The organism is Phenylobacterium sp., assembly GCF_031412415.1.
Classification (GTDB): Bacteria; Pseudomonadota; Alphaproteobacteria; order Caulobacterales; family Caulobacteraceae; genus Phenylobacterium.
In genome coordinates this window covers 1-22,094 of the sequence record NZ_JANOCX010000016.1, presented here as the reverse complement: position 1 = coordinate 22,094, position 22,094 = coordinate 1, and the positions used below count along the sequence as shown (strand labels likewise).

Sequence of the window (22,094 nt, the reverse complement as noted above, 5' to 3'; positions counted from 1 at the left end):
CGAACTTCGATTTCACGGCTTCGAAGGCGCGGTCGACTACGAGATCACCGGTCAGATGAAGACGCTGGCCTCCGCCTACAGCCCTCTGCGTGGCCTGCTGCGCACCAAGCCGGAAACGGCCGAGGCGCTGTTCCGAGAGGGCGATGCTATCCTCAAGTTGGATGACGGACGCGACTGCCGGATCAAAATCCTGGCCTATAGCGCCGGCAGCGACACGGCCTATTTCGAGATCCGGATCTGAGTCCTGGCTATTTCGGCCGGGTGATCTGGCTCGGCCGCAGGTGCGGGGAATGGAGGCGGTCGTACTCGACCGGCGGTTTCAACTCCATAGCGGCGTCCAGCAACCGATGACCATCCAGGCCACGCGGCGGCGGCTCGGAACTCAGGGCCTGCCAAAGGCTCAATGCCTCGTGACGTAAGCGTTGTTCGCGGTTCATGAATAGGCCGTCCATGGTCATCGAACAGTTCCGCACCCGCGAAGTTCCATCAGAACATGGTTGAAATTCCGTAACTTTTGATTCGACGTTGACCGGTTCAGGCGATTTGCTTGACCCACCGTCAGGTCTGATCTGGCCGTTCCCATCGCACGCGTCATGCGCTAGCTGACCAGGGGGCGAGGAGCAGAACGCGTGGACGCAGCGGCCGTTGAGAGCTTCCCTGAGATCCGCGAGGCGGTGCGCAAACTGTGCGCTCAGTACCCCGGCGAGTACTGGCGCGCGCTGGACCGCGAACGGACCTATCCCACCGCCTTTGTCGCGGCTCTGACTCAGGCGGGCTTCCTGTCGGTGCTGATCCCGGAGGAATACGGCGGCTCCGGCCTTGGCCTCTCGGCGGCCACGGCGGTGCTGGAGGAGATCCACCGCTCGGGCTGCAATGGCGGCGCCTGCCACGCCCAGATGTACACGATGGGCACGGTGTTGAAGCACGGCAGCCAGGCGCAGAAGGACGCCTACCTGCCCAAGATCGCCAGCGGCGAGCTGCGCCTCCAGGCCTTCGGCGTGACCGAGCCCGGCGCTGGCACCGACACCACCCGGATATCCACCTTCGCCAGGCGGGTCGGCGACAGCTACGTGGTCCGCGGCCAGAAGATCTGGATCAGCCGGGCCGAGCACTCCGACCTCATGGTCCTGCTGGTGCGCACCACGCCGCGCGAGGACGCCGCCCGGCCGTCCGACGGCATGAGCGTGTTGCTGGTCGATCTGGGCACGGCGGTCGGTAACGGCCTGACCATCCGCCCGGTCCGCACCATGCTCAACCACGCCACCACCGAGCTGTTCTTCGACGACCTGGTGGTCCCGGTCGCCAACCTGGTTGGCGAGGAGGGCAAGGGCTTCCGCTACATCCTGGACGGCATGAACGCCGAGCGGATCCTGATCGCCGCCGAGTGCGTCGGCGACGGTAAGTTCTTCATCGACCGGGCCAGCGCCTACGCCAAGGAGCGCCAAGTGTTCGGTCGGGCGATCGGCGAGAACCAGGGCGTCCAGTTCCCCATCGCCCGCGCCCATGTCCAGGTCAGCGCCGCCGAGCTGATGGTCCAGAAGGCCGCGGCCATGTTCGAGACGGGCCAGCCCTGCGGCACGGAAGCCAACATGGCCAAACTTCTCGCTTCAGAGGCCTCTTGGTTCGCCGCCGACACGGCGCTGCAGACCCACGGCGGCTTCGGCTTCGCTGAGGAGTACGACATCGAGCGCAAGTTCCGCGAGACCCGGCTCTACCAGGTCGCTCCCATTTCCACGAACCTGATCCTCAGCCACGTGGCGACCCACGTGCTTGGCCTGCCGAAGAGCTTCTGAATGTACGATCTCTTGAAGGGGCTACGCGTGGTGGAGGGCTCGGCCTTCGTCGCCGGCCCGACCTGCGGCCTCTACCTGGCGCAACTGGGCGCAGAGGTGATCCGGTTCGACAATATCGGCGGCGGCCCGGACTTCCGGCGCTGGCCCCTGACCCCGGGCGGCGACAGCCTCTATTGGGAGGGGCTGAACAAGGCCAAGAAGTCCATCGCCATCGACCTTGGCCGTCCTGAAGGCCGCGAGCTGGCCCAGCGCCTGGCCGCCGCGCCGGGCGAGCAGGGCGGGGTATTCGTGACCAACTTCCCCGTCGAGGGATTCCTCTCCTACGAAAAGCTCAGCGCCCTGCGTCCCGACCTGATCTGCGCCCGGGTGATGGGCTGGGCGGACGGCCGGCCGGCGGTCGACTATACCGTGAACTCCGCGGTCGGGGTGCCGCTGATGAACGGACATCCGGACGATCCGCGGCCGGTCAACAATGTCCTGCCGGCCTGGGACCTGCTGACCGGCGCCTACGCCGCCTTCGCCCTGGTGGCGGCGATCAGCGCCCGACAGCGCGACGGGCAGGGGCGCGAGATCCGCATCCCGCTGTCGGACGTGGCGGCCTCGACCATGGCGAACCTGGGCTATCTCGCCGAGTCCCTGGGCGGCCAGGACCGGCCGCGCATCGGCAATGACCTGTTCGGCGCCTTCGGCCGCGACTTCGTGCTCAAGGGCGGTCGGCGGATCATGCTGGTGGCCATCACGGCTCGGCAATGGCGCACCCTGCTTCAGGTGCTGGAAATCGAGGCTGAGGTGGGCGCCGTCGAGGCCGAGCTCGGCGTGGACTTCGCGGGCCACGAGGGCCTCCGCTTCGACCATCGCGCGCGCCTGCTGCCCCTGTTCGAGACGGCCTTCGCCGCCAAGACGCTTGAGGACCTGCTGCCGTCGTTCGAGCGTGAGGGCGTGTGCTGGGGTCCTTATCAACACATGAGCGCCGCGGCGGAGGATCCTCGCCTCGTGAAGGGCAATCCGATGTTCTCCGACATCCTCCATCCCAGCGGCGCCACCTATCCCGCGCCGGGGTTCGCGGGGACCATCCCGCAGCAGGCGCGCGGGCCCGCGCGGCCCGCGGCCCGCCTGGGCCAGCATACGGACGAGGTGCTCAGCGAGGTGCTGGGCCTCTCGAGCGGCGAGATCGCTCAGCTTCACGACAAGGGTGTCGTCGCCGGACCGGGGGGAAGATGAGCCACAAGACGATCACGGTCAGCCAAGCCAGCGACGGCGTACAGCTGGTCACCCTGTCGCGCGCCGAAGCCGCGAATGCGCTCAATACCGCCATGGGCGAGGAGTTGCTGGCCCTGTGGACCACATTGGCGGAGGACCCGACCGTGCGCGTGGCGGTCCTCACCGGGGCGGGTCGGTTCTTCTGCGCCGGAGCCGACCTCAAGGAACGCGACGGCATGACCGACGCGGCGTGGGGCGAGCAGCACGTCATGTTCGAGGCGATGATCCGCGCTCAGCTCGCCTGTCCGTTCCCCATCATCGCGGCGGTCAACGGCGCGGCCATGGGCGGCGGTTGCGAAATGGCGCTCGCCTGCGACTTCGCCTGGGCGTCGGAGAGCGCGCGACTGGGCTTGCCCGAGGTGGGATTGGGCATCATTCCCGGCCTCGGTGGCACCCAGTACATCGTGCGCGCGGCCGGGGAACGCCGGGCCGCCGAACTGTTGATGTCCGGCCTCCCCATCGATGCGGGCCAGGCGCTGGACTTCGGCCTGGTCAACCACGTGGTCCCCGCCGACGAGCTGATGCCTCAGGTCCTGGAGCGGGCCCGCGTGATCGCCTCGAAGGCGCCGCTTTCGGTGCGGGCGCTGAAGTCCGTGGTGCGCGGCGGCGCGGCCCTGCCGCTGGACAAGGCGATGGCCCTGGAGCTGGTTCAGTACAACCGTCTGTTCAAGACCAAGGACCGCCGCGAAGGCGTGGCGGCGTTCAACCAGAAGCGGACAGCGGTGTTCCGCGGCGAGTAGCTAGGTCGTCGCCAGCTCCCCGCACACGAAGGCGTCCTCGCCGGCCGCCAGCAAGCCGTCCAGCGTGTCGGCCAGGTGCTCCGGCGCCACGATCAGCATCATGCCGACGCCGCAGTTGAACGTCCGCCGCAGCTCATGATCGGAGATCCCGCCGACCTCGGCCAGCCATTGGAACACGGCTGGCAGGTGCCAGGCGTCCCAGTCGAACTTCGCGACCAGTCCATCGGCGATGGCGCGGGGCGGGTTCTCGATCAGTCCGCCGCCGGTGATATGGGCGCAGCCCTTGATCCGGCCAGCCTTGATCTGCGGCAGGACGCTCTTGATGTAGATGCGGGTGGGCGCCATCAGCGCTTGGGCCAAGGTCTTGCCCGTCGCGAACGGCGCCGGCGCGTCCCAGGCCAGGCCCGAACGCTCCACCACCCGACGCACCAGGGAATAGCCATTGGAATGCGGGCCGCTGGAAGCGAGCGCGATCAGCACGTCGCCGATCTGTTGGGTGTCGAGGGTCGGCAGCACCGCGCCGCGCTCCACCGCGCCGACCGAGAAGCCCGCGAGGTCATAGTCGCCCTCGGCGTACATGCCCGGCATCTCCGCCGTCTCGCCGCCGACCAGGGCGCAGCCCGCCAGTTTGCAGCCTTCGGCGATGCCGCCCACCACGCGCGCGGCCTCGTCGACGTTGAGCTTGCCCGTGGCGAAATAGTCGAGGAACAGCAGGGGCTCGGCGCCCTGGGCCAGGAGGTCGTTGACGCACATGCCCACCAGGTCGATGCCCACAGTGTCATGCTGGCCCGTCTCGATGGCGATCTTAAGCTTGGTGCCGACGCCGTCGGTGGTCGAGACCAGCAGAGGATCGGAATAGCCCGCCGCCTTCAGGTCGAACAACGCGCCGAAGCCGCCCAGGGCGGCGTCCGCGCCTGGTCGGCGGGTGGCCTTGGCCAAGGGCTTGATGCGTTCGATCAGGTCGTTCCCGGCGTCGATATCGACGCCGGCCTGGGCGTAGGTGAGGCCATTGGGCCGGTCGGTCATGTGACGCCTTTAGGACTCAGGACAGGCAAGAAATTGGCCGCTGCGCGCATCGGGCGCTTGCAGACTCGGCCACTCGCGAGCGTATAGCTACTTGATGCCGCCGATTACACCCACCGCCGAACTCCAGGCGTTCTGCGACAAACTCAAAGGCCAGCCCTTCGTCGCGGTCGACACCGAGTTCATGCGCGAAACCACCGACTGGCCCAAGCTCTGCCTGATCCAGGCCGCCGCGCCGTCCGCCGAGGCGGTGATCGATCCGCTGGCCGAAGGCATGGACCTTGAGCCGTTCCTCGAGATCCTGCGCGACGAGACCATCGAAAAGGTGTTCCACGCGGCCCGTCAGGACGTGGAAATCTTCAACAATCTGAACGCGATGCCCAAGCCGCTGTTCGACACCCAGGTCGCCGGCATGGCCGCCGGGTTCGGCGAGCAGATCGCCTATGACGCCCTGGTCCGCCAGATGCTCAAGCTGGAGATCGACAAGTCGTCGCGCTTCACTGACTGGGCTCGGCGCCCGCTCACCGACGCCCAGCTCGTCTACGCCCTTGGCGATGTGACGCACCTGGCCGAGCTCTATCCGATGCTGCGCGCGCGGCTGGAGAAGGAAGGCCGCCTGGGCTGGGTCTTCGACGAGATGCAGGGGCTGTGCGACCCGGCGCTCTACGACGTGGAGCCCGAGAACGCCTGGAAGCGGCTCAAGCCCCGCCGCCACACCTCGAAGTATCTGGCGATCTTCAAGTCGGTCGCTGCCTGGCGCGAACGCACCGCCCAGATGCGCGACCAGCCCCGCGGCCGAATTCTCAAGGACGACGCGATCGACGAGATCGCCACCCAGGCGCCGACCGACGCCGACGCCTTGGACCGCCTACGCTCGGTGCCCAAGGGCTTCTCGGGTTCGCGGTTCGGCCCTGACCTGCTGACCGCCGTACGCGAGGCGTTGAAGGACCCCGAGGCCTATGCGCCCGTCATCGAGCGCAGCAAGGTCCAGCCGTCGCCAGCCGCCGGCGCGGTGGTCGAACTGCTGAAGGTGCTGCTCAAGGCGCGCTCCGAGGACGCCGGCGTGGCCTCCAAGCTGATCGCCACGGTTTCCGATCTTGAGCAGATCGCCAATGACGACAACGCCAAGACCCAGGCGCTTACCGGATGGCGGCGCGAAGCGTTCGGCGAGGACGCCCTGCGTCTCAAGCGCGGCGAGTTGGCCCTGGTGCTGGACGGGACCCGGGTGCGGGTGGTGGAAGTCCGCCGCGCGCCCAAGGCGAGCGCGGCGGCGGAGTAGGGCCGCCACGCTCTAGGTTGGTCACCATCCGTAAAGGACACATTTTCACCAAGCGGTAGAAGACCTGGGCCCATGTTGCACCCTGAGGTCTTCGTGGGGACGGCCGCGGTGGTGCGAATTTGAAGCTCTGGACCTATGAGGCGTTCGGCCAATTGCCCCTGGTGGGTTACCGGGGCAAGGTGGTGGCTCTGGCCGCGATCGCTGCGCTATGCCCCTTCGTCGGCTGGCTGATCCCGGGGGAGGGCCTGACCCGCACCGCGACGCTAGCCGTCGCCCTGGCCGGCTCGGCCGGGGCGCTGGTCCTGCTCTCCCTGATGCTGCGGCCGCTGGGCCTGCTGGGCCGGACCCTGGAAGCCTGCGCTCATGGTCATGAGGTCGGTCCACTGCCGCAAGGCTTTTCCGACGTGGTCGGCCGCATGATGCGCGACGTGACCCTGATCGCCGGGCGCCTGGACACCCACCGACATCGCCTGGCCAATCGCCATCCGATCACCGGCCTGCCGACCCGCGAGCCGTTCCTGGCGGTCCTCGACAACGATGTGAAGGACACCAGCCGAACTGTCGTCCTGGGCGTGGTCCGGTTCGCCGACTACGACCGCCTGGCGGCCTTCGACCAGGGCGCGGCCGAACGCGCGCTGGCGGCCTTGGCCCAGCGCCTGGCCGGCGCCCTTCAGCCAAGCCGCATCGTGGCCCAGGTTGACCGCGACTGCTTCGCCATCTGGTTCGCCGGCGCCGAGGCCCCGCATGTCGCGGCCAGTGAGCTGCAGGCCTTGGGCTATGTGCTGGCGCAGGAACTGCCCGACATCCGCCTGTCGCCCGATGTGGAGCTGGGCGCCGCGATCTTCCCGCATGACGGCGAAGACCCGGCTACCCTGCTGACGCGGGCCTTCGCCGCGCTGCCAAAGGCCGGCGAGAGCTCGGGCGGCAAACTCGCCTTCTTCTCCGCCCAGTCTTCCGTCGCCGCCAAGGAACGCTTCTCCCTGGAGCAGGACTTGCGCCAGGCCATCGCCCGCGAGCAGCTGACGTTGAACTTCCAGCCCGTTGTCGACCTGGAGAGCGGCCGGGTGGTCGGCGCCGAGGCGCTGTTGCGCTGGCGGCATGCCGAGCTGGGACTGGTCTCGCCCGGCGAGTTCATTCCGATTCTCGAGCAGTCGGGCCTCATCGACGAGGTCGGCCAGTGGGTGTTGAACGCGGCCTGCCGCGAGGCGCGCGCCTGGCAGGACATGGGCCTCACGGGGCTGAAGATGGCGGTCAACCTGTCCGCGCGTCAGTTCGCCGATCCTTCGCTCAACACCACGATCGTGCGCACGCTGGAGCGTCACCGCCTGGCGCCGGGCGCGCTAGAGGTCGAACTGACCGAAACCGCGGCCATGGAAGACGCCGCGCGCACCCGCCGCCTGGTGGAGGAACTGCGGGCGCTCGGCGTCAGCGTCGCCATCGACGACTTCGGCGCGGGCTACTCCAGCCTGTCCTATCTGAAGAACCTGCCGTTCTCGAAGCTCAAGATCGACCGCGAATTCGTCACCAAGATCGACGAGCGCCGCGACAGCCAGGCCATCTGCCGCGCCTTGGTGGAGCTGTCTCGCGGTCTAGACATCCAGGTCCTCGCCGAAGGCGCCGAGACCCGTGAGGAGGTCGAGACCCTGCGCGGCCTGGGCTGCTTCCTGATCCAGGGTTTCTATTTCGCTCGTCCGATGACCAGCGAGGACTTCGTGCGCACGGTGCGAGACCCCGCCTGGCTCGCCCGGATCGCGCCGCCGACTTCGGGCGCGGCGAAGCGAAGGGCCGTGGCATGAAATCCCTCGGACTTCCGGTCGCTCTGCTGACCATGACCTTGGCGGCCTGCGCCCAGGCGCCGAAAACCGGCCCATCGCTCGGCGTGAAGCCCGCGACGCCCGCCGCCTCGGCGCCCTCCGCACCAGTCGCCACGGCAGGGCTCAGCGCGCGCGAGCGCCAGAAGCGAGCGGTGGATCTGTTGGGCGTGGGCCAGAGCGACGTGGCGCGGGCCGAACTGCTCGCCCTGCTGGCCGAGCAGCCTGCCAACGCCGTCGCGCGCAAGCTGTTGGACCAGATCGACCGCGATCCGCGCGAGCTGCTGGGCGAGAAGAACTACGCCTACAAGGTTCGCCCGGGCGACACGATGTCGACGGTCGCCGACCGGCTGATGGGCGATGGACTGCTGTTCTACGGTCTGGCCCGGTACAACAACATCGTCGACCCCTCGCAGATGAGCGTCGGCCAGACCCTGTTGATCCCGGGTGTGCCTCGGAAGGTGGCTCCGGCCAAGCCGGCGGCGCCCACGACCGCTGCGCCGACCAGCACGCCGCGCAACCCCGCGCGAGCAGGTCTGCTGCGAGGCCAGGCCCTGGAGCAGATGAACCGGGGCGCGATCGACAAGGCTGTCGGTCTGCTGCGCCAGGCCCTGGCGCTGGACCCCGCCAACGCCGCGATCCAGCGCGACCTGGATCGCGCCGTCAGGATCCAGGCGAATGTCCGCGGCCGGTAGCTGGCGTTGAAATAAATTCCGGGAATCGGTCCCACGCGAATTCTCCTTTAACCGTAGCAGGTTAGCTTTCGGAAAGGATCGCGATCCGGGGACTTGGGCATGTTGGAATTGGTCGGGCGCTACGAGGTTCAGGCGCGTATCGGCGAAGGCGCGATGGCCGACGTGTACCGGGCCTATGACCCGGGCATCAACCGTGTCCTGGCCATCAAGGTGCTGAAGGCCGAGTTCCGGCAGAACCGCCACTATGTCGGGCGTTTCCTGCGCGAGGCCAAGGCCGCTGGCGCTCTGTCGCACCCCAATATCGTGACGATCTACGATGTCGGCGAGATCGACGGCTACCCGTACATCGCCATGGAGCTGCTGGATGGCGAGCCGCTGGACAAGGCCGCCGCCCGCATCGGACAGCTCTCCGTCGACGACGTCCTGGTTATCGGCGCGCAACTGGGCGAAGCGCTGCGCTACGCCCACGAGGTCGGCGTCATCCACCGCGATATCAAGCCCAGCAACATCCTGCTGGCCCCCGACGGGCGCAGCGTAAAGATTCTCGACTTCGGCATCGCCCGCGTCGCCGAGGCCGACAGCGAGACCGAGATGCTGAAGACCCAGGTCGGTCAGGTCTTGGGAACGCCGCGCTACATGAGCCCCGAGCAGGCGCTTGGCGGCGCCATCGACGGGCGTTCGGACCTCTTTTCCGTGGGCGTGGTCCTCTATGAATTGGTCACCGGCCAGCGCGCGTTCGCGGGGACCAGCGCGGCCACCCTGGCGCTCCAGATCACACAGCACGACCCTCGTCCGATCGGTGAACTGGCGCCCGATTGTCCGCGCGGACTGCAATTCATCATCGGGAAGCTGCTGGCCAAGAAGCCGGAACGCCGCTTCGCCGACGGGGGGCAGCTCGCCGAGGCCATGCGTCGCGAGCAACGGGCCGTGGAGGCCCTGGCTGAGGAGCAGGACGGCGTGCGTCGCTACCTGCCGATGCAGGCTCGCCTGACCTTGATCATGGCCGCGATCACCGCCCTTGTGCTGCTGCTCTGCGTCGGTCTGGTGCTGAACCGGCAGGATCGGGCCATGGAGCGTATGGCCCTGTCCTCCGGTGGGGCCATCGCCTCATTCGTGGCCACGAACGCCGCGCTCACCGCCGCCGACAACGCGACCTTGCCGCCCGATCAGCGCGATTGGGCGCCGGTCGCCGCCTTCGTGCGCGCTGCCGGCGCCGACCCCAATATCCAGCAGATCACCGTCGTGGACGCCGACGGCCTGATCCGTGGCGCCACCAACGCCAGCCAGGTCGGCCAGATCTATGAGACGCCGCGCGGTGAGACCCTGATCCACAAGGGCGACGACGGTGTGATCACCTCGACGAAGCTGGAAAAAGGCGTTGGCGGCTTTCGTTTCGTGCGCCCGATCCTCTACGCCGGCCGCTCGTTCGGCACGGTGGACGTGACGGTGAGCCGCGCCGACCTCGCCGCCGCCGCCGCGCTCTCGCACTGGCTGCTGGCGGCGCTCAGCGTCGTCACGCTTGGCGTCGTGATGGCGGTCAGCTACGCCGCCGCCCGCCAGGTGGCTGGCCCGATCCGCCGCTTGCGCGGCGCCTTGGCCGATGCGGCGCGGGGAGATCTCGACTTCCGCATTTCGCACAACCGCAAGGATGAGTTCGGCGAACTTTTCGACGGCTTCAACCGGTTCGCGAGCTCCGTCCAGGACCGGCTGGAGACCGAGGCGCTGACCCGCGCCGAGCCGCCGGCCGCCGAGCCTTCCGCCATGACGGAGCTTCGCATCGCCGCCGCCGCCGCGGAGCGGGCGGTGCAGGCCCTCGACCGGACCCGACTGGTGCTGGAAGAGGACGAATACGACCGAACCGTCATCGGAGGCCGATCTTGAGCGCCCTCACCGCCACCCTGGCTCGGCCGAAAGTCACCAAGGCCGTCCTGCGCCTGTTCCGCCAGAGCGATCCGTTCCAGCTCTTGGAGTCGCGTGAGCTCGCTGAAGGTGAACTGATCATCGGTCGCGATCCCGCCGCCGGCTGGACCATCGCCGACCCCGAGCGATCCATCTCGCGCAGCCACTGCGTCATCGCGCTGCATGGCGGGCGGCTTACCCTGCGCGACACCAGTTCCAACGGCGTCTTCGTTGGGGCCACGCGCGATCGGCTGCCGCCGGGAGACCACGCTCCGATCGAGGCCGGCGACACACTCCGCCTGGGCGGCTACCTGATCGTGGTCGAGGCCGCGCAGGCGCAGGACGGCGCGTTCGACGCGCCTTTCAGCGGGCCGATGCTCAAACCCGCGCACATCACCCCGGCGACGCTCGCGGCGCCTGACGCCTGGACTGCTCCCGAGGCCTCCGACGCGCCGAGCGACGGTTCACTGCTGGACGCCTTCTGCGCCGGCGCCCGCCTCGACGCCTCGACTTTCGCCGGCGAGGACCCCGTCGAGGTGATGCATCGACTGGGCGCGGTCTACCAGCAGATGGTTCTGGGGCTTGGCGACCTGATGAGCGAGCGGACCTCGGTAAAGACCGAGTACCGCATGACCCGCACCACGGTCCGCGCCGAGGGCAACAACCCGTTCAAGTGGGCCCCGGCCCAACGCGTGGCCACCGACCTGCTGCGGCCGCGCGGGGAGGGGTTCCTGTCGGGGCCCGCCGCCGTCAAGGCCTCCTTCCAGGACATGAAAAAGCATCTGCTGTGCATGATGGCGGGCCTGCGCGCCTCCGTCGGTTCGACCCTGGAGGCCCTCGCGCCGGAGGAGGCCGAGGCGCGGCTGAAGGGTCAGTCCCTGATGTTGAAGAACCGCGACGCCATGGCTTTCGCGGAATACGTCAAGCTGCACGCCGAGTTCCGGACCCGAGCCGACGGCGATCCTGACAGTCCGGTCAACCAGGCCTTCAAGGCCGCCTATGAACGCCAACTCGTGGAGCTGGACGCCATGAGCACCCAGGCATGAGCCGAGCCGCGGCCATGCCTCGTGTGCGTAGTTTCCAGACCGCCAGCCGTACCCACGTCGGGCTTTCCCGCAGCCTTAACGAGGATCGGTTCCTGGCGCGCCCCGAGGTCGGCCTATGGGCCGTCGCCGATGGCATGGGCGGACATCAGGCCGGCGACGTCGCCAGCCTACGGGTGGTTGACGCCCTGACGAACGTCGGACGGTTCGGTTCGGGCTACGCCTATCTGAACGCCGTGCGCGAGGGTTTGGTCGCCGCCAACGGCGATCTGATCGCCCATGCCGCGACACTGTCGCCGGGCGCCGTGATCGGCTCGACCGTCGCCGTCCTTCTCGCGCATGAGGACCACTATGCCTGCGTCTGGGCGGGAGACAGTCGCATCTACCTGCTGCGCGGCGGCGCCCTGATGCGGGTGACCCGCGACCACAGCCTGATGCAGGAACTCATCGACACCGGCGCCCTGGACGAACAAGAGGCGCGCAATCGGCGGATCTCCAACGTGATCACCCGCGCGGTCGGCGCGGCCGCCAAGCTGGAGTTATCGGAGACCCATGGCGATATCCGGCCTGGGGACCTCTTCCTCCTGTGCTCAGACGGGCTGACCGGTCTTGTTGAGGATCACGAACTCGGCGCCATGCTGGCCCAGGACGACCTGGAGGTTATCGCCGACCAGTTGCTGGCCCTTACCCTGGAACGCGGCGCGCGCGACAATGTCACCCTGATGCTGGTTCGCGCCCGTCGCTGAGCCATCTCGCGCGAAAACCGGTGGATCGTTTCAACGGCTTTCGCCGGTAGTCTTCGCACCATCTGGTCCCCGAGTTGTGCACCGCTTGTCCACCGCCGGCGACTGGGCCGACGTGTCGCGACGCTTGCCAGCCGGGCCGATCGGCGCGAGCCTCCCCTTGTCGAGAGGGACTGCGGCGCGGACGAACCGGGCGACCGGATCATCAAGCGAACAGGAGGTCCTGCGGAGACCGGTGAAGGGGCGACCTGGAGCAGGACAACGTGGGGCAACGACGACGACGAAGGCCAGCAGGGGCGACCCCGCGAACCGGAAACGTCAACGACCTCAAGGCGCAGGCCCTCCACGGGGCCTGGATGAGAGGGCGATGCCGCGGGCGACCGCAGCGTCGCCCTCTTGCTATGGGCGTCGCTCAAATAGCCAGCCGCCGACGATCCAGGCCGCGAGCGCCCCAAGGACCTGCCCCAGGACAAAGCCCGGGGCCGAGATCGGCGCGATGCCCGCGAAGCTGTCGGTCAGCGCCCTGGCCAGGGTCACCGCCGGATTGGCGAACGAGGTCGAGGCGGTGAACCAGTAGGCGGCGGTGATGTAGAGACCGACGGCGGCGGGCGTGGCGGCCGGTCGGAAGCGAACAGTTCCCAGGATGATCAGGATCAGGCCGAAGGTGGCAATCCCTTCTGAGAATACCTGTGCGGGCCCATCGCGCAGCTTGGTCGAGACCTGCCAGATCGGGACCTCGAACATGGCGTGCGCGGCCCAGACTCCGAGGATCGCGCCGAGCGCCTGGACCGCCACGAAACCCGCGGCGTCTTTCCAGGGCAGTTCTCGCTTCAGGGCGAAGACCACGCTGACCGCGGGGTTGAAGTGCGCGCCGGAGATCGGGCCGAATATGGTGATCAGGCCAAACAGCGCCGCGCCGGTGGCCAGGGTGTTACCGAGCAAGGCGATGGCGACGTTCCCGCCCGCCAGGCGCTCGGCCATGATCCCGGAGCCGACCACCACGGCCAGCAGCCAGGCCGTGCCGAGGCCCTCGGTGATAAGACGGCGGATCAAGCGCCTTGCAGGCTGTCGGCCGCCCCGATCTCGTCGATCCGCCGCTTCAGCGCGACCGCGTCCAGCGTGGAGAGCGGCAGGTTCACGAAGGCTTCGATCCGGTTCTTGAGCTGGCGATAGGCCTCGGCGAAGGCCAGGCCGATCTCGGCGTCGGTCCCTTCCACAGCGGCGGGGTCGGGGATGCCCCAGTGAGCGCTCATCGGCTGACCAGGCCAGATCGGGCAGACTTCGCCGGCGGCGTTGTCGCAGACCGTGAACACGAAGTTGAGGTCAGGTCCGTGCGGCGCGGCGAACTCCTCCCACGGCTTTGAGCGATAGGCCGAGACGTCGTAGCCCAACGAGGCCAGCAGGTGCAGCGCGTGCGGGTTGACCGCGCCCTTGGGCATGGAGCCGGCCGACAGCGCCTTGAATCGACCCGCCCCAAGGCGGTTCAGCAGCGCTTCGGCGAGGATCGAGCGCGCGGAGTTTCCCGTGCATAGGAATAGGACGTTGAGCGGCATGACTACCTCAGCAGATGTTGCAGGCGGCCGCCCGGTTGGCGACTTGGGCCAGGGGCGCGCAGATGGCGGCGTTGCCGCCGCAGCAGTCTTCGGTGAGAAACACCAGCAGCTCAGCCATGCGGTCGTATGCGGCGCGATAGACGATCGAGCGGCCGTCGCGCTGCGACGTCACCAGCCCAGCATGGCTTAGAATGTTCAGATTGGTCGACAGGGTGTTGGGCAGGATCTCGGCGGCGCGCGCGATGTCGCCCGCCGCCATGCCGCCTTCGCCCGCCACCACCAGCAAGCGGAAGATGCGCAATCGACCCGGATGGGCGAGGGCGGACAGGGCGCTGACGGCGCTATCTTGTTCCATAGTTCGCGAATAGCAGAATCAATTGGCGCCGCCAAACCAAGCATTTGTGACGACCAGCTGCGGGACGCGGCGATTGGCGCCGCAGGTCCTGGGACGGCGCAGCGGAGGGTCAGGTCGAGGCTAGAGCCAGTCGATCACGCCTAGTTTCGCCATCCACACAACGGCCATCTCAAGCGCCGCCCGGCGCGGCGGAGGGAAGTGCGCCAGCACCTCGCCAACGGTCGCGGCCTGCCCGTCGCCGAGCAGGGCGCAGACCCGCGCGCATTCGTCGGGGGTGGCCCGCCAAGCCGCCGCATGTCCGTCGAGGTCGGTACGGATCAGGTTGGCGGGATCGGCCCCGGGCCGCAGCGCCAGTGGGGTGTCGGGAGACAGAACCTGGGTCGCGAAGCCCGCGAAGTCGGCGAAGGGATCGCCCTTGGGTGGGTTGGTCAGATGGCTGGGCATGACGTCCGGCGCGGCGGCCCGGATCGCGGCCAGTTCGTCTAGCAGAGCGCGAATCTCGCCCACCACCACCGGCCAGTCGAAGGTGGTGGCGATGCGCTCGCGTCCCGCCGCGCCCATCCGGGCGCGCAAGCCTGGGTCGGCGATCAGGGCGGCCAGGGCCTGGGCGGCGCGGCCGACGTGGACGGCGGTGTGCTGGGCGACCGCCCCGACATAGTGCTGATAGGCGTCCATGCCCACGGCGTGTCGAGCCGCCAAGCTGCGGCCCTGGCTGCCGGCGGGCGCGCCCAGGGTCGGGATCAGGAAACCCTCCCGACCGTCGCGGACGGTGTAGCGGTAGCCGTCCCAGTCGCTGACCACGACGGGGAGGCCCGCGGCCATCGCCTCGATCGGGGTGATGCCAAAGGTCTCCTGGATGTTGTCGACCAGGGACAGGAAGATGTCGCCGGCCGCCCAGGTACCGCCGACCACCTCGGGATCGTTGCCGTTCAGGAAGTGGGGCGTGACTGACGGCGCATAGGCCGCGGCCGCCCGTTCGTAGAGCGGCCGGTGCAGAGGCTCGTTGGGGAACCAGCCGACCAGGGCGAAATGGACCTTCTTGCCGGTCAGCCTGGCGGCCTCTTCCACCGCCGCGAACATCGGCTGTGGGAAGGCCTTCTCGAAGAACGACAGCCGCCCGACCCACAGGACCAGGATGTCGTCCTCGCCCAGGCCCAGTTCGGCCCGCACACTGGCGCGGACATCGGGCCGGTCGGCCAGGCCCTGAAACCGCGCGTGGTCGACGCCAAGCGGCACCAGCGGTAGCTTCGGGATCGAGCGGCGCTGGCCGTCACCGAACCGATGGGCCAGGTAGTCGCCCCAGGTCTCGAACATGTCCCTCAGGGCGTCCTGCACGGACGGCGAGGTGCAGATCAGCGCGTCCCAGGGCTGGATCGGCGCCACTTGGTTCATCGCCAGGCTCATACGACTGGCCGGCGGGGCGATCGTGTGGATCAGACCGACAAGGCTGTAGGCCCGATCCCCGACGTTCTGGCGGCGCAGCCAGGCGAGGTCGGCGAGATCGGGCTGACCGCGCAACAGGGCGCCGGCCTGGACCGCCCGCTGGGTGTTGAGGATGCTGTCGACGCTGAGCTGGGTGGTGGTCGCGCGGCCCTGGGTCAGGGCCGGAGCGATCTGATCTAGCCCGACCTGGACCAGGGTCAGGATGTCCACCGCCGCGAAGCCGCCATGGGCCACCAGCGCCCGATAGAGGTCGAGATTGGCGACGTCCTTGCCGAAGAAGTTCTGGCCGAGGCCGAGCTTTCCGGCCGGATGGAAGATCGCCAGACGTGAGCTCATCGTTTGGCCGATTCCTGGGGCACCATGGGCCGTGCACCTTAGGGGCGCCACGCGCGGCGCCAAGCCCCGCGGTCGGTGACATCGCGGTGTCACGGGATGGGCGTTAGATGCGGCTCCTCCGATAACGGACCATGTCATGCGCCGCCGCCTGCCGCCGCTGGAACAGATCGAGGCCTTCATCGAGGCCGCCCAGGCGCCGAGCTTCCGGGTGGCGGCGGAGCGTTGCGCCCTCAGCCCGGCGGCATTTTCGCGTCGTATCCAGTCGTTCTCCTCCTATGTCGGCCTGCGCCTCTTCGAGCGCCGCCCCGGCGGATTGCGGCTGACCCCGGCCGGCGAACGCTGCTTGGCGGAATTGAAGCCCGCGTTGCTGGAACTGCGCCGCGCCGCCGCCAGCGTCGCGCGGCGCAATGACGAGGCCCTGTCGGTCACACTCTCCCTGTCCCACTCCCTGGCCGTCGGCTGGCTGATCCCCCGGATGGACGCCTTCCGCGCTGCGCATCCCGAGATCGAACTGTCGTTGAAGACCCAGCGCGGCGCCTCCGACTTGCGCTGCGGCGAGGCCGACCTGGGCGTCTGCTTCTCGGACATCGACCTGACCGGTCTGGTCAGTCGACCGCTGCTGAGCGTTACGGTGGCGCCTGTCGCCTCGCCTGAGGTCGCCCGATCGTTCAAGGCTCGCGGTGGGCGCCTGGAACGCCACCGGTTGCTGTCGGTCAGTCAGCCGCCCGATATGTGGCCCTGGTGGGCGCGGGAGACCGGCCTGGCGGCGGAGCTGCCGTCGGCCTCCACCTGCGACCTGCTTCACGCCATGTACGAGATGGCCTCGGAGGGCTTCGGCGTGGCGCTGGCCGCGGCGCCCACGGTCTGGCCGCATCTGGAAAATGGCCGTCTCGTCCGCCTGGACCTGCCGCACGCGGCCTTCCCAGGCGGCTACCACCTGGTCGCACCCGCCGACCGCCGCGACCGGGCGCCTGTGGAAAAGGTCTGGCGCTGGCTCGAGTTCGAGGCCGAGCGCACCCCCGACATCAGCCGGGCGCGTATCGCGGCCTAGAGCGCGATCCGCTCCGGAAGTTTCGGAGCGGCGCTCTAGGTCCTGGGTTTGGCGCGCTTTCTGGCGACGAACCGGTATCCACTTGGCCGGAAACCGCTTTAGCGCTCGGGAAGCCCCAGCGCCTCGCGCATGGCCTGGAAGACGGTTGGGTGGTCGATCAGGCCGCGGATGCGCGCCGAGCCCGGGCCGCGCGCATAGGCGGCGATATCCTCGCCGGTGTGCGCCGCGCTGCCCAGCGGGACCGTCGCCAGGGCGCGCTGGTCGGGGTCCGACAGATCAGTGCTCGACACATCGGGTCGCGTTTCGCCAAGAGCCGGCGCGCCCGGTCCCGTCGCGTACATCAGGATGGGGATCGGCTTGCCGTCGAGCGCCAGGGCCGGATCGTCCTCGGTGCCCGGCAAGAGGCCCGGGATCGTCGTGCGGCGCGATCCGCCGTTGAGGGTCAGGCCATGGCTGTGGTCGGCCGTGACGATGATCAGGGTGTCGGCGGGCTCAGTCATGGCCATGGCCGCTGCGACCGCCTGCGACAGTTCGACGGTCTCATTGAGCGCCTCGTGGGCGAGGTTCTGGTGGTGCGCCTTGTCGATCAGGGCCCCCTCGACCATCAGGAAGTAGCCGTCACGGTCCTGCGACAGAATTTCGATGGCCTTGACCGTCATGTCGACAAGGCGCGGGGCGTCCGCCTCCAGCAGCTTGCGCGTGGTCTCGCGCATCATGTTGCCCGGCGCGAACAGACCGAGCAGTCGTGTCGTGCCCTTCGGAACCGCCGCTAGGGCCGAGCCGGTGTCCACATAGGCCCCGCCGGTCTTGCGCCAGTCGGCGGTCAGATCGCGCCCGTCCAGCCGCCGCCCCGCGCCGTCTTCGGACGTGAAGGCCGAAAGCCCACCGCCGAGCATGACGTCGAGTTGCAGCGCCTTGGGCCCGTCCAACATCTGGCGGGCGATGTCGATACAGCCGGCGGCCGCGGCGCCCGGCGGCAGGTCGGCGTCGATCTGCCAGTGGCGCGAAGGGCTGTGGGCGTAGAGCGAGGCGGGCGTCGCGTCGGTGATTGCGGCGGTGGAGACCACGCCCGTGGAGCGACCGCTTTGTTTGGCGAGTTCGGCGAGGGTCGGGACCCGCGCCGCCGCCAGCGAGGCGCAATCATCGCGCACGATCTTGTCGCTGACCCCCAGCGCGCCATTCAGCGTGCGACGGCCCGTCAGGATGGCCGAGGCGCTGGCGGCGGACTCGGTGACCAGGCTGTCGGCGGAATAGGTCCGCACCAGGGCCAAGTCCGGAAAGGCCTCGAAGGACAGCTGGTTGGAGGCGCCATCCACGCCGCGCCGCTGGCCGTCGAAGATCCGCGCCGCGGTCAGGGTCGAGACCCCCATCCCGTCGCCGATGAACAGAATGACGTTCTTGGCCCGCTCCGCGGCGTGCGCCGGCGTCGCGCAGATCGCGACCGCGAGGGCCAGAACGCTAGAAGCGCGCCGACAACCTGACGAAATACTCCCGTCCATCCACGCCAAGTCCGCCTGCCTCCGTGTAGGGCCGTCCGTCATTGGAGCCGACGACCTCATCGGGATACTCATCGGTTGCGTTGATCACACCCGCATGAAGGCTGAGCGTTTTGTTGATCTCGTAGGCCAAGGACAGGTCGAGGGTGACCTCGGCGTCGAACACCTGGACGGGGCCCAGCGGGCTTGACCGATACTTACCGAACCGCACCACGTCGGCGAACAGTTTCCACCGCCCCAGGGCCAGGTCGGTGTTGAGCGTAACCTTGTTGCGGGGCTGGGCGTCGGTCAGCACCCCGATGGACGCCGGCCCCAGCAAGGCCAGCGCCGGCAGCACGGGGTTGAGCCGCAGCGCCTCCACATCGTTGTCGTACGAGCCGTAGGCGAGGGTCACGCCAAGGCGTCCCGTGTCGGCGAGTGGAGTCGACCACGAGATCGCCGCCTCCCAGCCCTCCGTCAGGGTGTCGGCGGCGTTGGTGAAGAATCGGACCTGCGAGGCGTTGGTGATGCCGTTGGCCGCCAGGATGGCGCTCACCGCCGGGCCGGACAGCGACTCCGAGAGCGCGATGCGGTCCTCGATCTCGATGCGGAACACGTCGGCGGTGATGGTCAGGCGGGGCAGGGGCGTCAGCACCACCCCGGCCGAGAGGTTGCGCGATGTTTCCGGTTTCAACGGCGTGGCGCCTAGGGCCCGCGAAACGCGATCGTCCACGGCGAACGTGCCCACATTGACCAGGACCCCGGCGCTGAGCTGGCTGGTGACTGTGGAGAAGGCCTGCTGCTGCAGGGACGGCGCGCGGAAGCCAGTGCTGGCGGTGGAGCGCAGCGCGATCCAGTCGGCCGCGCGCCAGAAGGCCGAGAGCTTGCCGGTCGTCTCCTGGCCAAAGTCGCTGTAGTCCTCGAAGCGGACGGCGAGCCCAAGGTCGAAACCCGTGAGGGGCGACAGTTCGGCGTCGAGGAAGGCGCTGACAGCGGTGCGGTCGACGTCCACCGGCCGTGGCGGGTTGTAGCCGGGGAATCCCTGAGCGCCCGCGCCCTGGTAGGAGCCGGGCTCGCCGGGTTCGATCTCGAACGCCTCGAACCGATGCTCCAGTCCGCCGGCCAGGTTGGCGCCGGCGAGGATGTCGAACCTGCGGCTGAGGGTGAGGTTGAGCAGGTTCTGACTGTAGCGCGTGGCGCCCGCCTCGAAACGGCGGGGGCTGGCCGCGCCCAGGGAGGTGTTGGCCGTGTTGGAAACGGCGAACTCGGCGCGATTGTAGCCGATCGTATCGCTGAGGTCCCAGGACCAGCCCGCGGCCTCGCCTCGCACGCCCACCGCCCCGCCGGCGTCGGCCATGGTCAGCTCGATCAACGGCAGGAAGCCCAGCGGATAGAGAGCCGGCGCCACGCTGGGCAGGCGGAACAGCGGCGTGCTCTGCGAGTCCCGGTGATCGAAGGTGGCGAAGCCGTAGAGTTCCGCGCCAGGCAGGGCGTAGCTGGCGTTGGCGGCCAGGTTGAGGTCGAGCGATTCCGGATCGCCGTGGCGCTGGGTGTTCCGTCCCACGCGGGGATCGACGCGCGCGGAGTTGGTGAAGTTGCGGTAGCGCGCCTCGCCGGTCAGGTTGAGGAATCCGTCCTCGCCCAGCCCGAACCCGTGACGCAGGGTGAAAATCGCCGTTTCGCCGTCGCCGTCCTGCGTGGCGCCGGTCTGGACCGAGCCCACGCCGCCCTCGGCGTCGTCGTGCAGGACGATGTTGATCACGCCGGCGATGGCGTCCGATCCGTACTGGGCCGCCGCCCCGTCGCGCAACACCTCGACCCTGGCGATGGCGGAGGCCGGGATGGTGTTGAAGTCGATCGGCACCGTGCCGCGTCCGACATTGTTGTTGAAGTTCAACACCGAGGAAGAGTGCCGCCGCCGTCCGTTGATCAGCACCAACACTTGATCGGGACCCAGGCCCCGCAGGCTGGCCGAGCGGGTGTTGGACGCCGAGGGGCCTGTGGCGGACCTCGGGAAGTTGAAGGACGGCGCGACGAACTGCAGGGTCTTGGAGAGGTCGTTGAAACCCCGCGCGGCGAGCTGTTCGCCGGAGAACACATCGATGGGCGCGGAGGTCTCGGTCGCCAGCCGCGGCGCGCCGCGCGAGCCGACCACGACCAGTTCGTCGAGACTGGCCGGATCGGCTTGGGCCCAGGCGCCTCCCGCCATCAGCAACGCCAGACCCGCCGTGCCGAAGAAAACCTTGCGCCGCATGACATTCCCCCAGATTTCAGGGGCCTTGTCGCCGAGCCTTCCGGCGGGGTCGAACGCAAAGCGCGCCACGAGAGTTGCGCGCGACGCAACGCTCAGCGAGGGCGCATCAAGGCCGAGGCGACGTCGCCCAACCGATAGCCGGCCAGGGTGAGGCGGCGCTCGGCGACCGCCGTGGCGTCCTTCAGATAGGCGCTGGGCAAGGGCCTGGCCTCGGCGGCGGACCTCGCGGCGATCATGTCGGACCGATAGGTCAGCGGCGCCGCCAGTCGATAGCTCTCCTCGCCCCAGGCCGGGAAGTCCTCGATCAGCGTCGCCTTGGTCAGTTCGGGGAACACGGCGCGTGGCAGGCGGGTCTGCAGGACCCGGCTCCGCGCGAAGGCCGGCTCCGGATCGCCCAGTCGATGGACCGAGTCGTCCCACAGCCAATGCAGGCTGATCGCGTCACCGGTCTGGGGATCACGCACATACTGCAGCCCTCCGCCGCGATCTCCGGCAGGGAAGTCGCGCGAGAACAGTTGGGCGGTGTGCAGGGGCTGATGGATGTCTCCCAGCAGGTGGAACACCCAGCACAGGGCCACCGCGCGGTCCGCGGCCGGCGCGGCCGGATCGCCCGCCACGCGGGCATTGAGCGCGAAGGCTTCCAGCGCGGCGCCGATCCGATCCTGTGGTGGCGGCCGTGGAGGGGGGTTGGCGCGGTCGACCACCGGGCCCTGGGCGTAGTGCCAGGTCGGGTGGTCGTGTCCGCCGCCACGCACGTCGTCGGGCCAGCGCGCGATCTGCATGAAGATCCGCCGGTCCCGGTCCTCACCCGTCGCCCGACCCGCCGCGACCTCGAAGGCGCCGCGGTCGGGGTGCTGGGCGATGATCGCAAGGATTTGCTTCAGCGCTTCGGGATCGCGCGCGGCCAGTTCGTCATAGGCGATGGCGGCGCTGACCATGTGTCCCGGGCGGGTCCAGGCCAATGCGGCGCTCGGCGCGAGGGTTGCGGACAAGACGGCCAGCGCGGTCAGGGCTGGAATTGTAAAATGCATAGGTCGGCTCCTGCGGACGGTCCGCAGGTCTAGCAGCCGCGAAATCGTGGCTCGGCGCAAAGGTTCGAACGCCGGTTGCGCGCCGCGCAACGCGCGGCTCAACCGACCTGCAGTTTCAGCCGCAGGGTCTGGGCTAGGGTCTGGGCGCGCTTGGCGGTCTGTTCGCCCAGCAGCATGTCCGACCAACCGGGCTCGGCGGTCAGATACAGGGTGTCGCCGGCGATGCGCAGGGCCGAGCGTTCCAGCAGCGCGGGATTGCGCGCCGACAGGTCGCAGCCCAGGCGGATCGCCGAGCCCAGCGCGCGAGCCC

19 protein-coding genes and 2 pseudogenes are annotated in these 22,094 nt (G+C 68.8%); 11 read left to right on the top strand and 10 right to left on the bottom strand.

Annotated elements, in window-relative coordinates:
* A pseudogene (locus RMO04_RS00695) lies at window positions 1-241 on the top strand (hypothetical protein); the annotation flags it as partial.
* Window positions 242-248: 7 nt separating this feature from the next.
* On the opposite strand, the gene RMO04_RS00690 reads toward RMO04_RS00695, so the two are convergent.
* Window positions 249-458, bottom strand: coding sequence for a hypothetical protein (locus RMO04_RS00690; RefSeq protein ID WP_309642874.1), 210 nt, complete (start codon window positions 456-458; stop codon window positions 249-251).
* A gap of 171 nt (window positions 459-629) precedes the next feature.
* On the opposite strand from RMO04_RS00690, the gene RMO04_RS00685 reads away from it, so the two are divergent.
* Genes RMO04_RS00685 through RMO04_RS00675 form a run of 3 tightly spaced genes read left to right on the top strand, consistent with a single transcriptional unit; the run spans window position 630 to window position 3,793 of the window.
* Complete coding sequence (locus tag RMO04_RS00685) at window positions 630-1,793, top strand: acyl-CoA dehydrogenase family protein (protein WP_309642873.1); 1,164 nt, start codon at window positions 630-632, stop codon at window positions 1,791-1,793.
* Entirely contained in the window at window positions 1,794-3,014 is a 1,221-nt protein-coding gene (locus tag RMO04_RS00680; protein WP_309642872.1) for a CoA transferase, read from the top strand.
* Window positions 3,011-3,793: an enoyl-CoA hydratase-related protein gene (locus tag RMO04_RS00675; RefSeq protein WP_309642871.1), complete on the top strand. Its 783-nt coding sequence runs from the start codon at window positions 3,011-3,013 to the stop codon at window positions 3,791-3,793. Before RMO04_RS00680 ends, RMO04_RS00675 begins: the two co-directional genes overlap by 4 nt.
* Here RMO04_RS00675 and purM read toward each other — a convergent pair whose 3' ends face one another.
* Window positions 3,794-4,819, bottom strand: coding sequence for a phosphoribosylformylglycinamidine cyclo-ligase (gene purM / locus RMO04_RS00670; protein ID WP_309642870.1), 1,026 nt, complete (start codon window positions 4,817-4,819; stop codon window positions 3,794-3,796). It lies immediately after the preceding gene.
* 94 nt (window positions 4,820-4,913) lie between these two features.
* On the opposite strand from purM, the gene rnd reads away from it, so the two are divergent.
* The 6 genes from rnd (at window position 4,914) to RMO04_RS00640 (ending at window position 12,289) form a co-directional block, all read left to right on the top strand.
* Window positions 4,914-6,095 carry a ribonuclease D gene (gene rnd / locus RMO04_RS00665; protein WP_309642869.1) on the top strand — a complete coding sequence of 394 codons (1,182 nt, stop codon included), beginning with the start codon at window positions 4,914-4,916 and terminating at the stop codon, window positions 6,093-6,095.
* A 119-nt stretch (window positions 6,096-6,214) separates the two neighbouring features.
* Window positions 6,215-7,891, top strand: a complete 1,677-nt coding sequence (locus RMO04_RS00660; RefSeq protein ID WP_309642868.1) for an EAL domain-containing protein — start codon at window positions 6,215-6,217, stop codon at window positions 7,889-7,891.
* Complete coding sequence (locus tag RMO04_RS00655) at window positions 7,888-8,601, top strand: LysM domain-containing protein (RefSeq protein WP_309642867.1); 714 nt, start codon at window positions 7,888-7,890, stop codon at window positions 8,599-8,601. The genes RMO04_RS00660 and RMO04_RS00655 overlap by 4 nt, the downstream gene beginning before the upstream one ends.
* Before the next feature lie 99 nt (window positions 8,602-8,700).
* Window positions 8,701-10,482, top strand: coding sequence for a protein kinase domain-containing protein (locus RMO04_RS00650; RefSeq protein ID WP_309642866.1), 1,782 nt, complete (start codon window positions 8,701-8,703; stop codon window positions 10,480-10,482).
* Window positions 10,479-11,546 carry a type VI secretion system-associated FHA domain protein TagH gene (gene tagH / locus RMO04_RS00645; protein ID WP_309642865.1) on the top strand — a complete coding sequence of 356 codons (1,068 nt, stop codon included), beginning with the start codon at window positions 10,479-10,481 and terminating at the stop codon, window positions 11,544-11,546. Before RMO04_RS00650 ends, tagH begins: the two co-directional genes overlap by 4 nt.
* Window positions 11,543-12,289, top strand: coding sequence for a protein phosphatase 2C domain-containing protein (locus tag RMO04_RS00640; protein WP_309642864.1), 747 nt, complete (start codon window positions 11,543-11,545; stop codon window positions 12,287-12,289). The genes tagH and RMO04_RS00640 overlap by 4 nt, the downstream gene beginning before the upstream one ends.
* A 396-nt stretch (window positions 12,290-12,685) precedes the next feature.
* Here the strand turns inward: RMO04_RS00640 and RMO04_RS00635 are convergent, their stop codons facing one another.
* The 4 genes from RMO04_RS00635 to RMO04_RS00620 form a co-directional block, all read right to left on the bottom strand.
* Entirely contained in the window at window positions 12,686-13,339 is a 654-nt protein-coding gene (locus tag RMO04_RS00635; protein WP_309642863.1) for an MIP/aquaporin family protein, read from the bottom strand.
* Complete coding sequence (locus RMO04_RS00630) at window positions 13,336-13,839, bottom strand: arsenate reductase ArsC (RefSeq protein ID WP_309642862.1); 504 nt, start codon at window positions 13,837-13,839, stop codon at window positions 13,336-13,338. The genes RMO04_RS00635 and RMO04_RS00630 overlap by 4 nt, the downstream gene beginning before the upstream one ends.
* A 7-nt stretch (window positions 13,840-13,846) precedes the next feature.
* Window positions 13,847-14,194 (bottom strand): metalloregulator ArsR/SmtB family transcription factor, encoded by a 348-nt coding sequence (locus RMO04_RS00625; protein WP_309642861.1) that lies wholly within the window; start codon window positions 14,192-14,194, stop codon window positions 13,847-13,849.
* Window positions 14,195-14,314: 120 nt separating this feature from the next.
* Window positions 14,315-15,973 carry a glycosyltransferase family 4 protein gene (locus tag RMO04_RS00620; protein ID WP_309642860.1) on the bottom strand — a complete coding sequence of 553 codons (1,659 nt, stop codon included), beginning with the start codon at window positions 15,971-15,973 and terminating at the stop codon, window positions 14,315-14,317.
* Window positions 15,974-16,109: 136 nt separating this feature from the next.
* Between RMO04_RS00620 and RMO04_RS00615 the strand changes: the two genes are divergently transcribed.
* Window positions 16,110-17,024 carry a LysR substrate-binding domain-containing protein gene (locus tag RMO04_RS00615; RefSeq protein ID WP_309642859.1) on the top strand — a complete coding sequence of 305 codons (915 nt, stop codon included), beginning with the start codon at window positions 16,110-16,112 and terminating at the stop codon, window positions 17,022-17,024.
* Window positions 17,025-17,122: 98 nt separating this feature from the next.
* On the opposite strand, the gene RMO04_RS00610 is transcribed toward RMO04_RS00615, so the two are convergent.
* The 4 genes and pseudogenes from RMO04_RS00610 to RMO04_RS00595 form a co-directional block, all read right to left on the bottom strand.
* Window positions 17,123-18,523: an alkaline phosphatase gene (locus RMO04_RS00610; protein WP_309642858.1), complete on the bottom strand. Its 1,401-nt coding sequence runs from the start codon at window positions 18,521-18,523 to the stop codon at window positions 17,123-17,125.
* Entirely contained in the window at window positions 18,483-20,753 is a 2,271-nt protein-coding gene (locus RMO04_RS00605; RefSeq protein ID WP_309642857.1) for a TonB-dependent receptor, read from the bottom strand. The genes RMO04_RS00610 and RMO04_RS00605 overlap by 41 nt, the downstream gene beginning before the upstream one ends.
* 92 nt (window positions 20,754-20,845) lie before the next feature.
* Complete coding sequence (locus tag RMO04_RS00600; protein ID WP_309642856.1) at window positions 20,846-21,784, bottom strand: S1/P1 nuclease; 939 nt, start codon at window positions 21,782-21,784, stop codon at window positions 20,846-20,848.
* A gap of 98 nt (window positions 21,785-21,882) precedes the next feature.
* Window positions 21,883-22,094: pseudogene (locus RMO04_RS00595) on the bottom strand (Ppx/GppA family phosphatase); the annotation flags it as partial.

Bases quoted from the DNA above. Each gene is read 5' to 3' on its own strand.
- RMO04_RS00690 (WP_309642874.1), bottom strand. From the start codon at position 458: ATGACCATGGACGGCCTATTCATGAACCGCGAACAACGCTTACGTCAC.
- RMO04_RS00680 (WP_309642872.1), top strand. From the start codon at position 1,794: ATGTACGATCTCTTGAAGGGGCTACGCGTGGTGGAGGGCTCGGCCTTC.
- RMO04_RS00675 (WP_309642871.1), top strand. From the start codon at position 3,011: ATGAGCCACAAGACGATCACGGTCAGCCAAGCCAGCGACGGCGTACAG.
- purM (WP_309642870.1), bottom strand. From the start codon at position 4,819: ATGACCGACCGGCCCAATGGCCTCACCTACGCCCAGGCCGGCGTCGAT.
- rnd (WP_309642869.1), top strand. From the start codon at position 4,914: ATGCCGCCGATTACACCCACCGCCGAACTCCAGGCGTTCTGCGACAAA.
- RMO04_RS00655 (WP_309642867.1), top strand. From the start codon at position 7,888: ATGAAATCCCTCGGACTTCCGGTCGCTCTGCTGACCATGACCTTGGCG.
- RMO04_RS00650 (WP_309642866.1), top strand. From the start codon at position 8,701: ATGTTGGAATTGGTCGGGCGCTACGAGGTTCAGGCGCGTATCGGCGAA.
- RMO04_RS00640 (WP_309642864.1), top strand. From the start codon at position 11,543: ATGAGCCGAGCCGCGGCCATGCCTCGTGTGCGTAGTTTCCAGACCGCC.
- RMO04_RS00630 (WP_309642862.1), bottom strand. From the start codon at position 13,839: ATGCCGCTCAACGTCCTATTCCTATGCACGGGAAACTCCGCGCGCTCG.
- RMO04_RS00625 (WP_309642861.1), bottom strand. From the start codon at position 14,194: ATGGAACAAGATAGCGCCGTCAGCGCCCTGTCCGCCCTCGCCCATCCG.
- RMO04_RS00620 (WP_309642860.1), bottom strand. From the start codon at position 15,973: ATGAGCTCACGTCTGGCGATCTTCCATCCGGCCGGAAAGCTCGGCCTC.
- RMO04_RS00615 (WP_309642859.1), top strand. From the start codon at position 16,110: ATGCGCCGCCGCCTGCCGCCGCTGGAACAGATCGAGGCCTTCATCGAG.
- RMO04_RS00610 (WP_309642858.1), bottom strand. From the start codon at position 18,523: ATGGACGGGAGTATTTCGTCAGGTTGTCGGCGCGCTTCTAGCGTTCTG.
- RMO04_RS00605 (WP_309642857.1), bottom strand. From the start codon at position 20,753: ATGCGGCGCAAGGTTTTCTTCGGCACGGCGGGTCTGGCGTTGCTGATG.
- RMO04_RS00600 (WP_309642856.1), bottom strand. From the start codon at position 21,784: ATGCATTTTACAATTCCAGCCCTGACCGCGCTGGCCGTCTTGTCCGCA.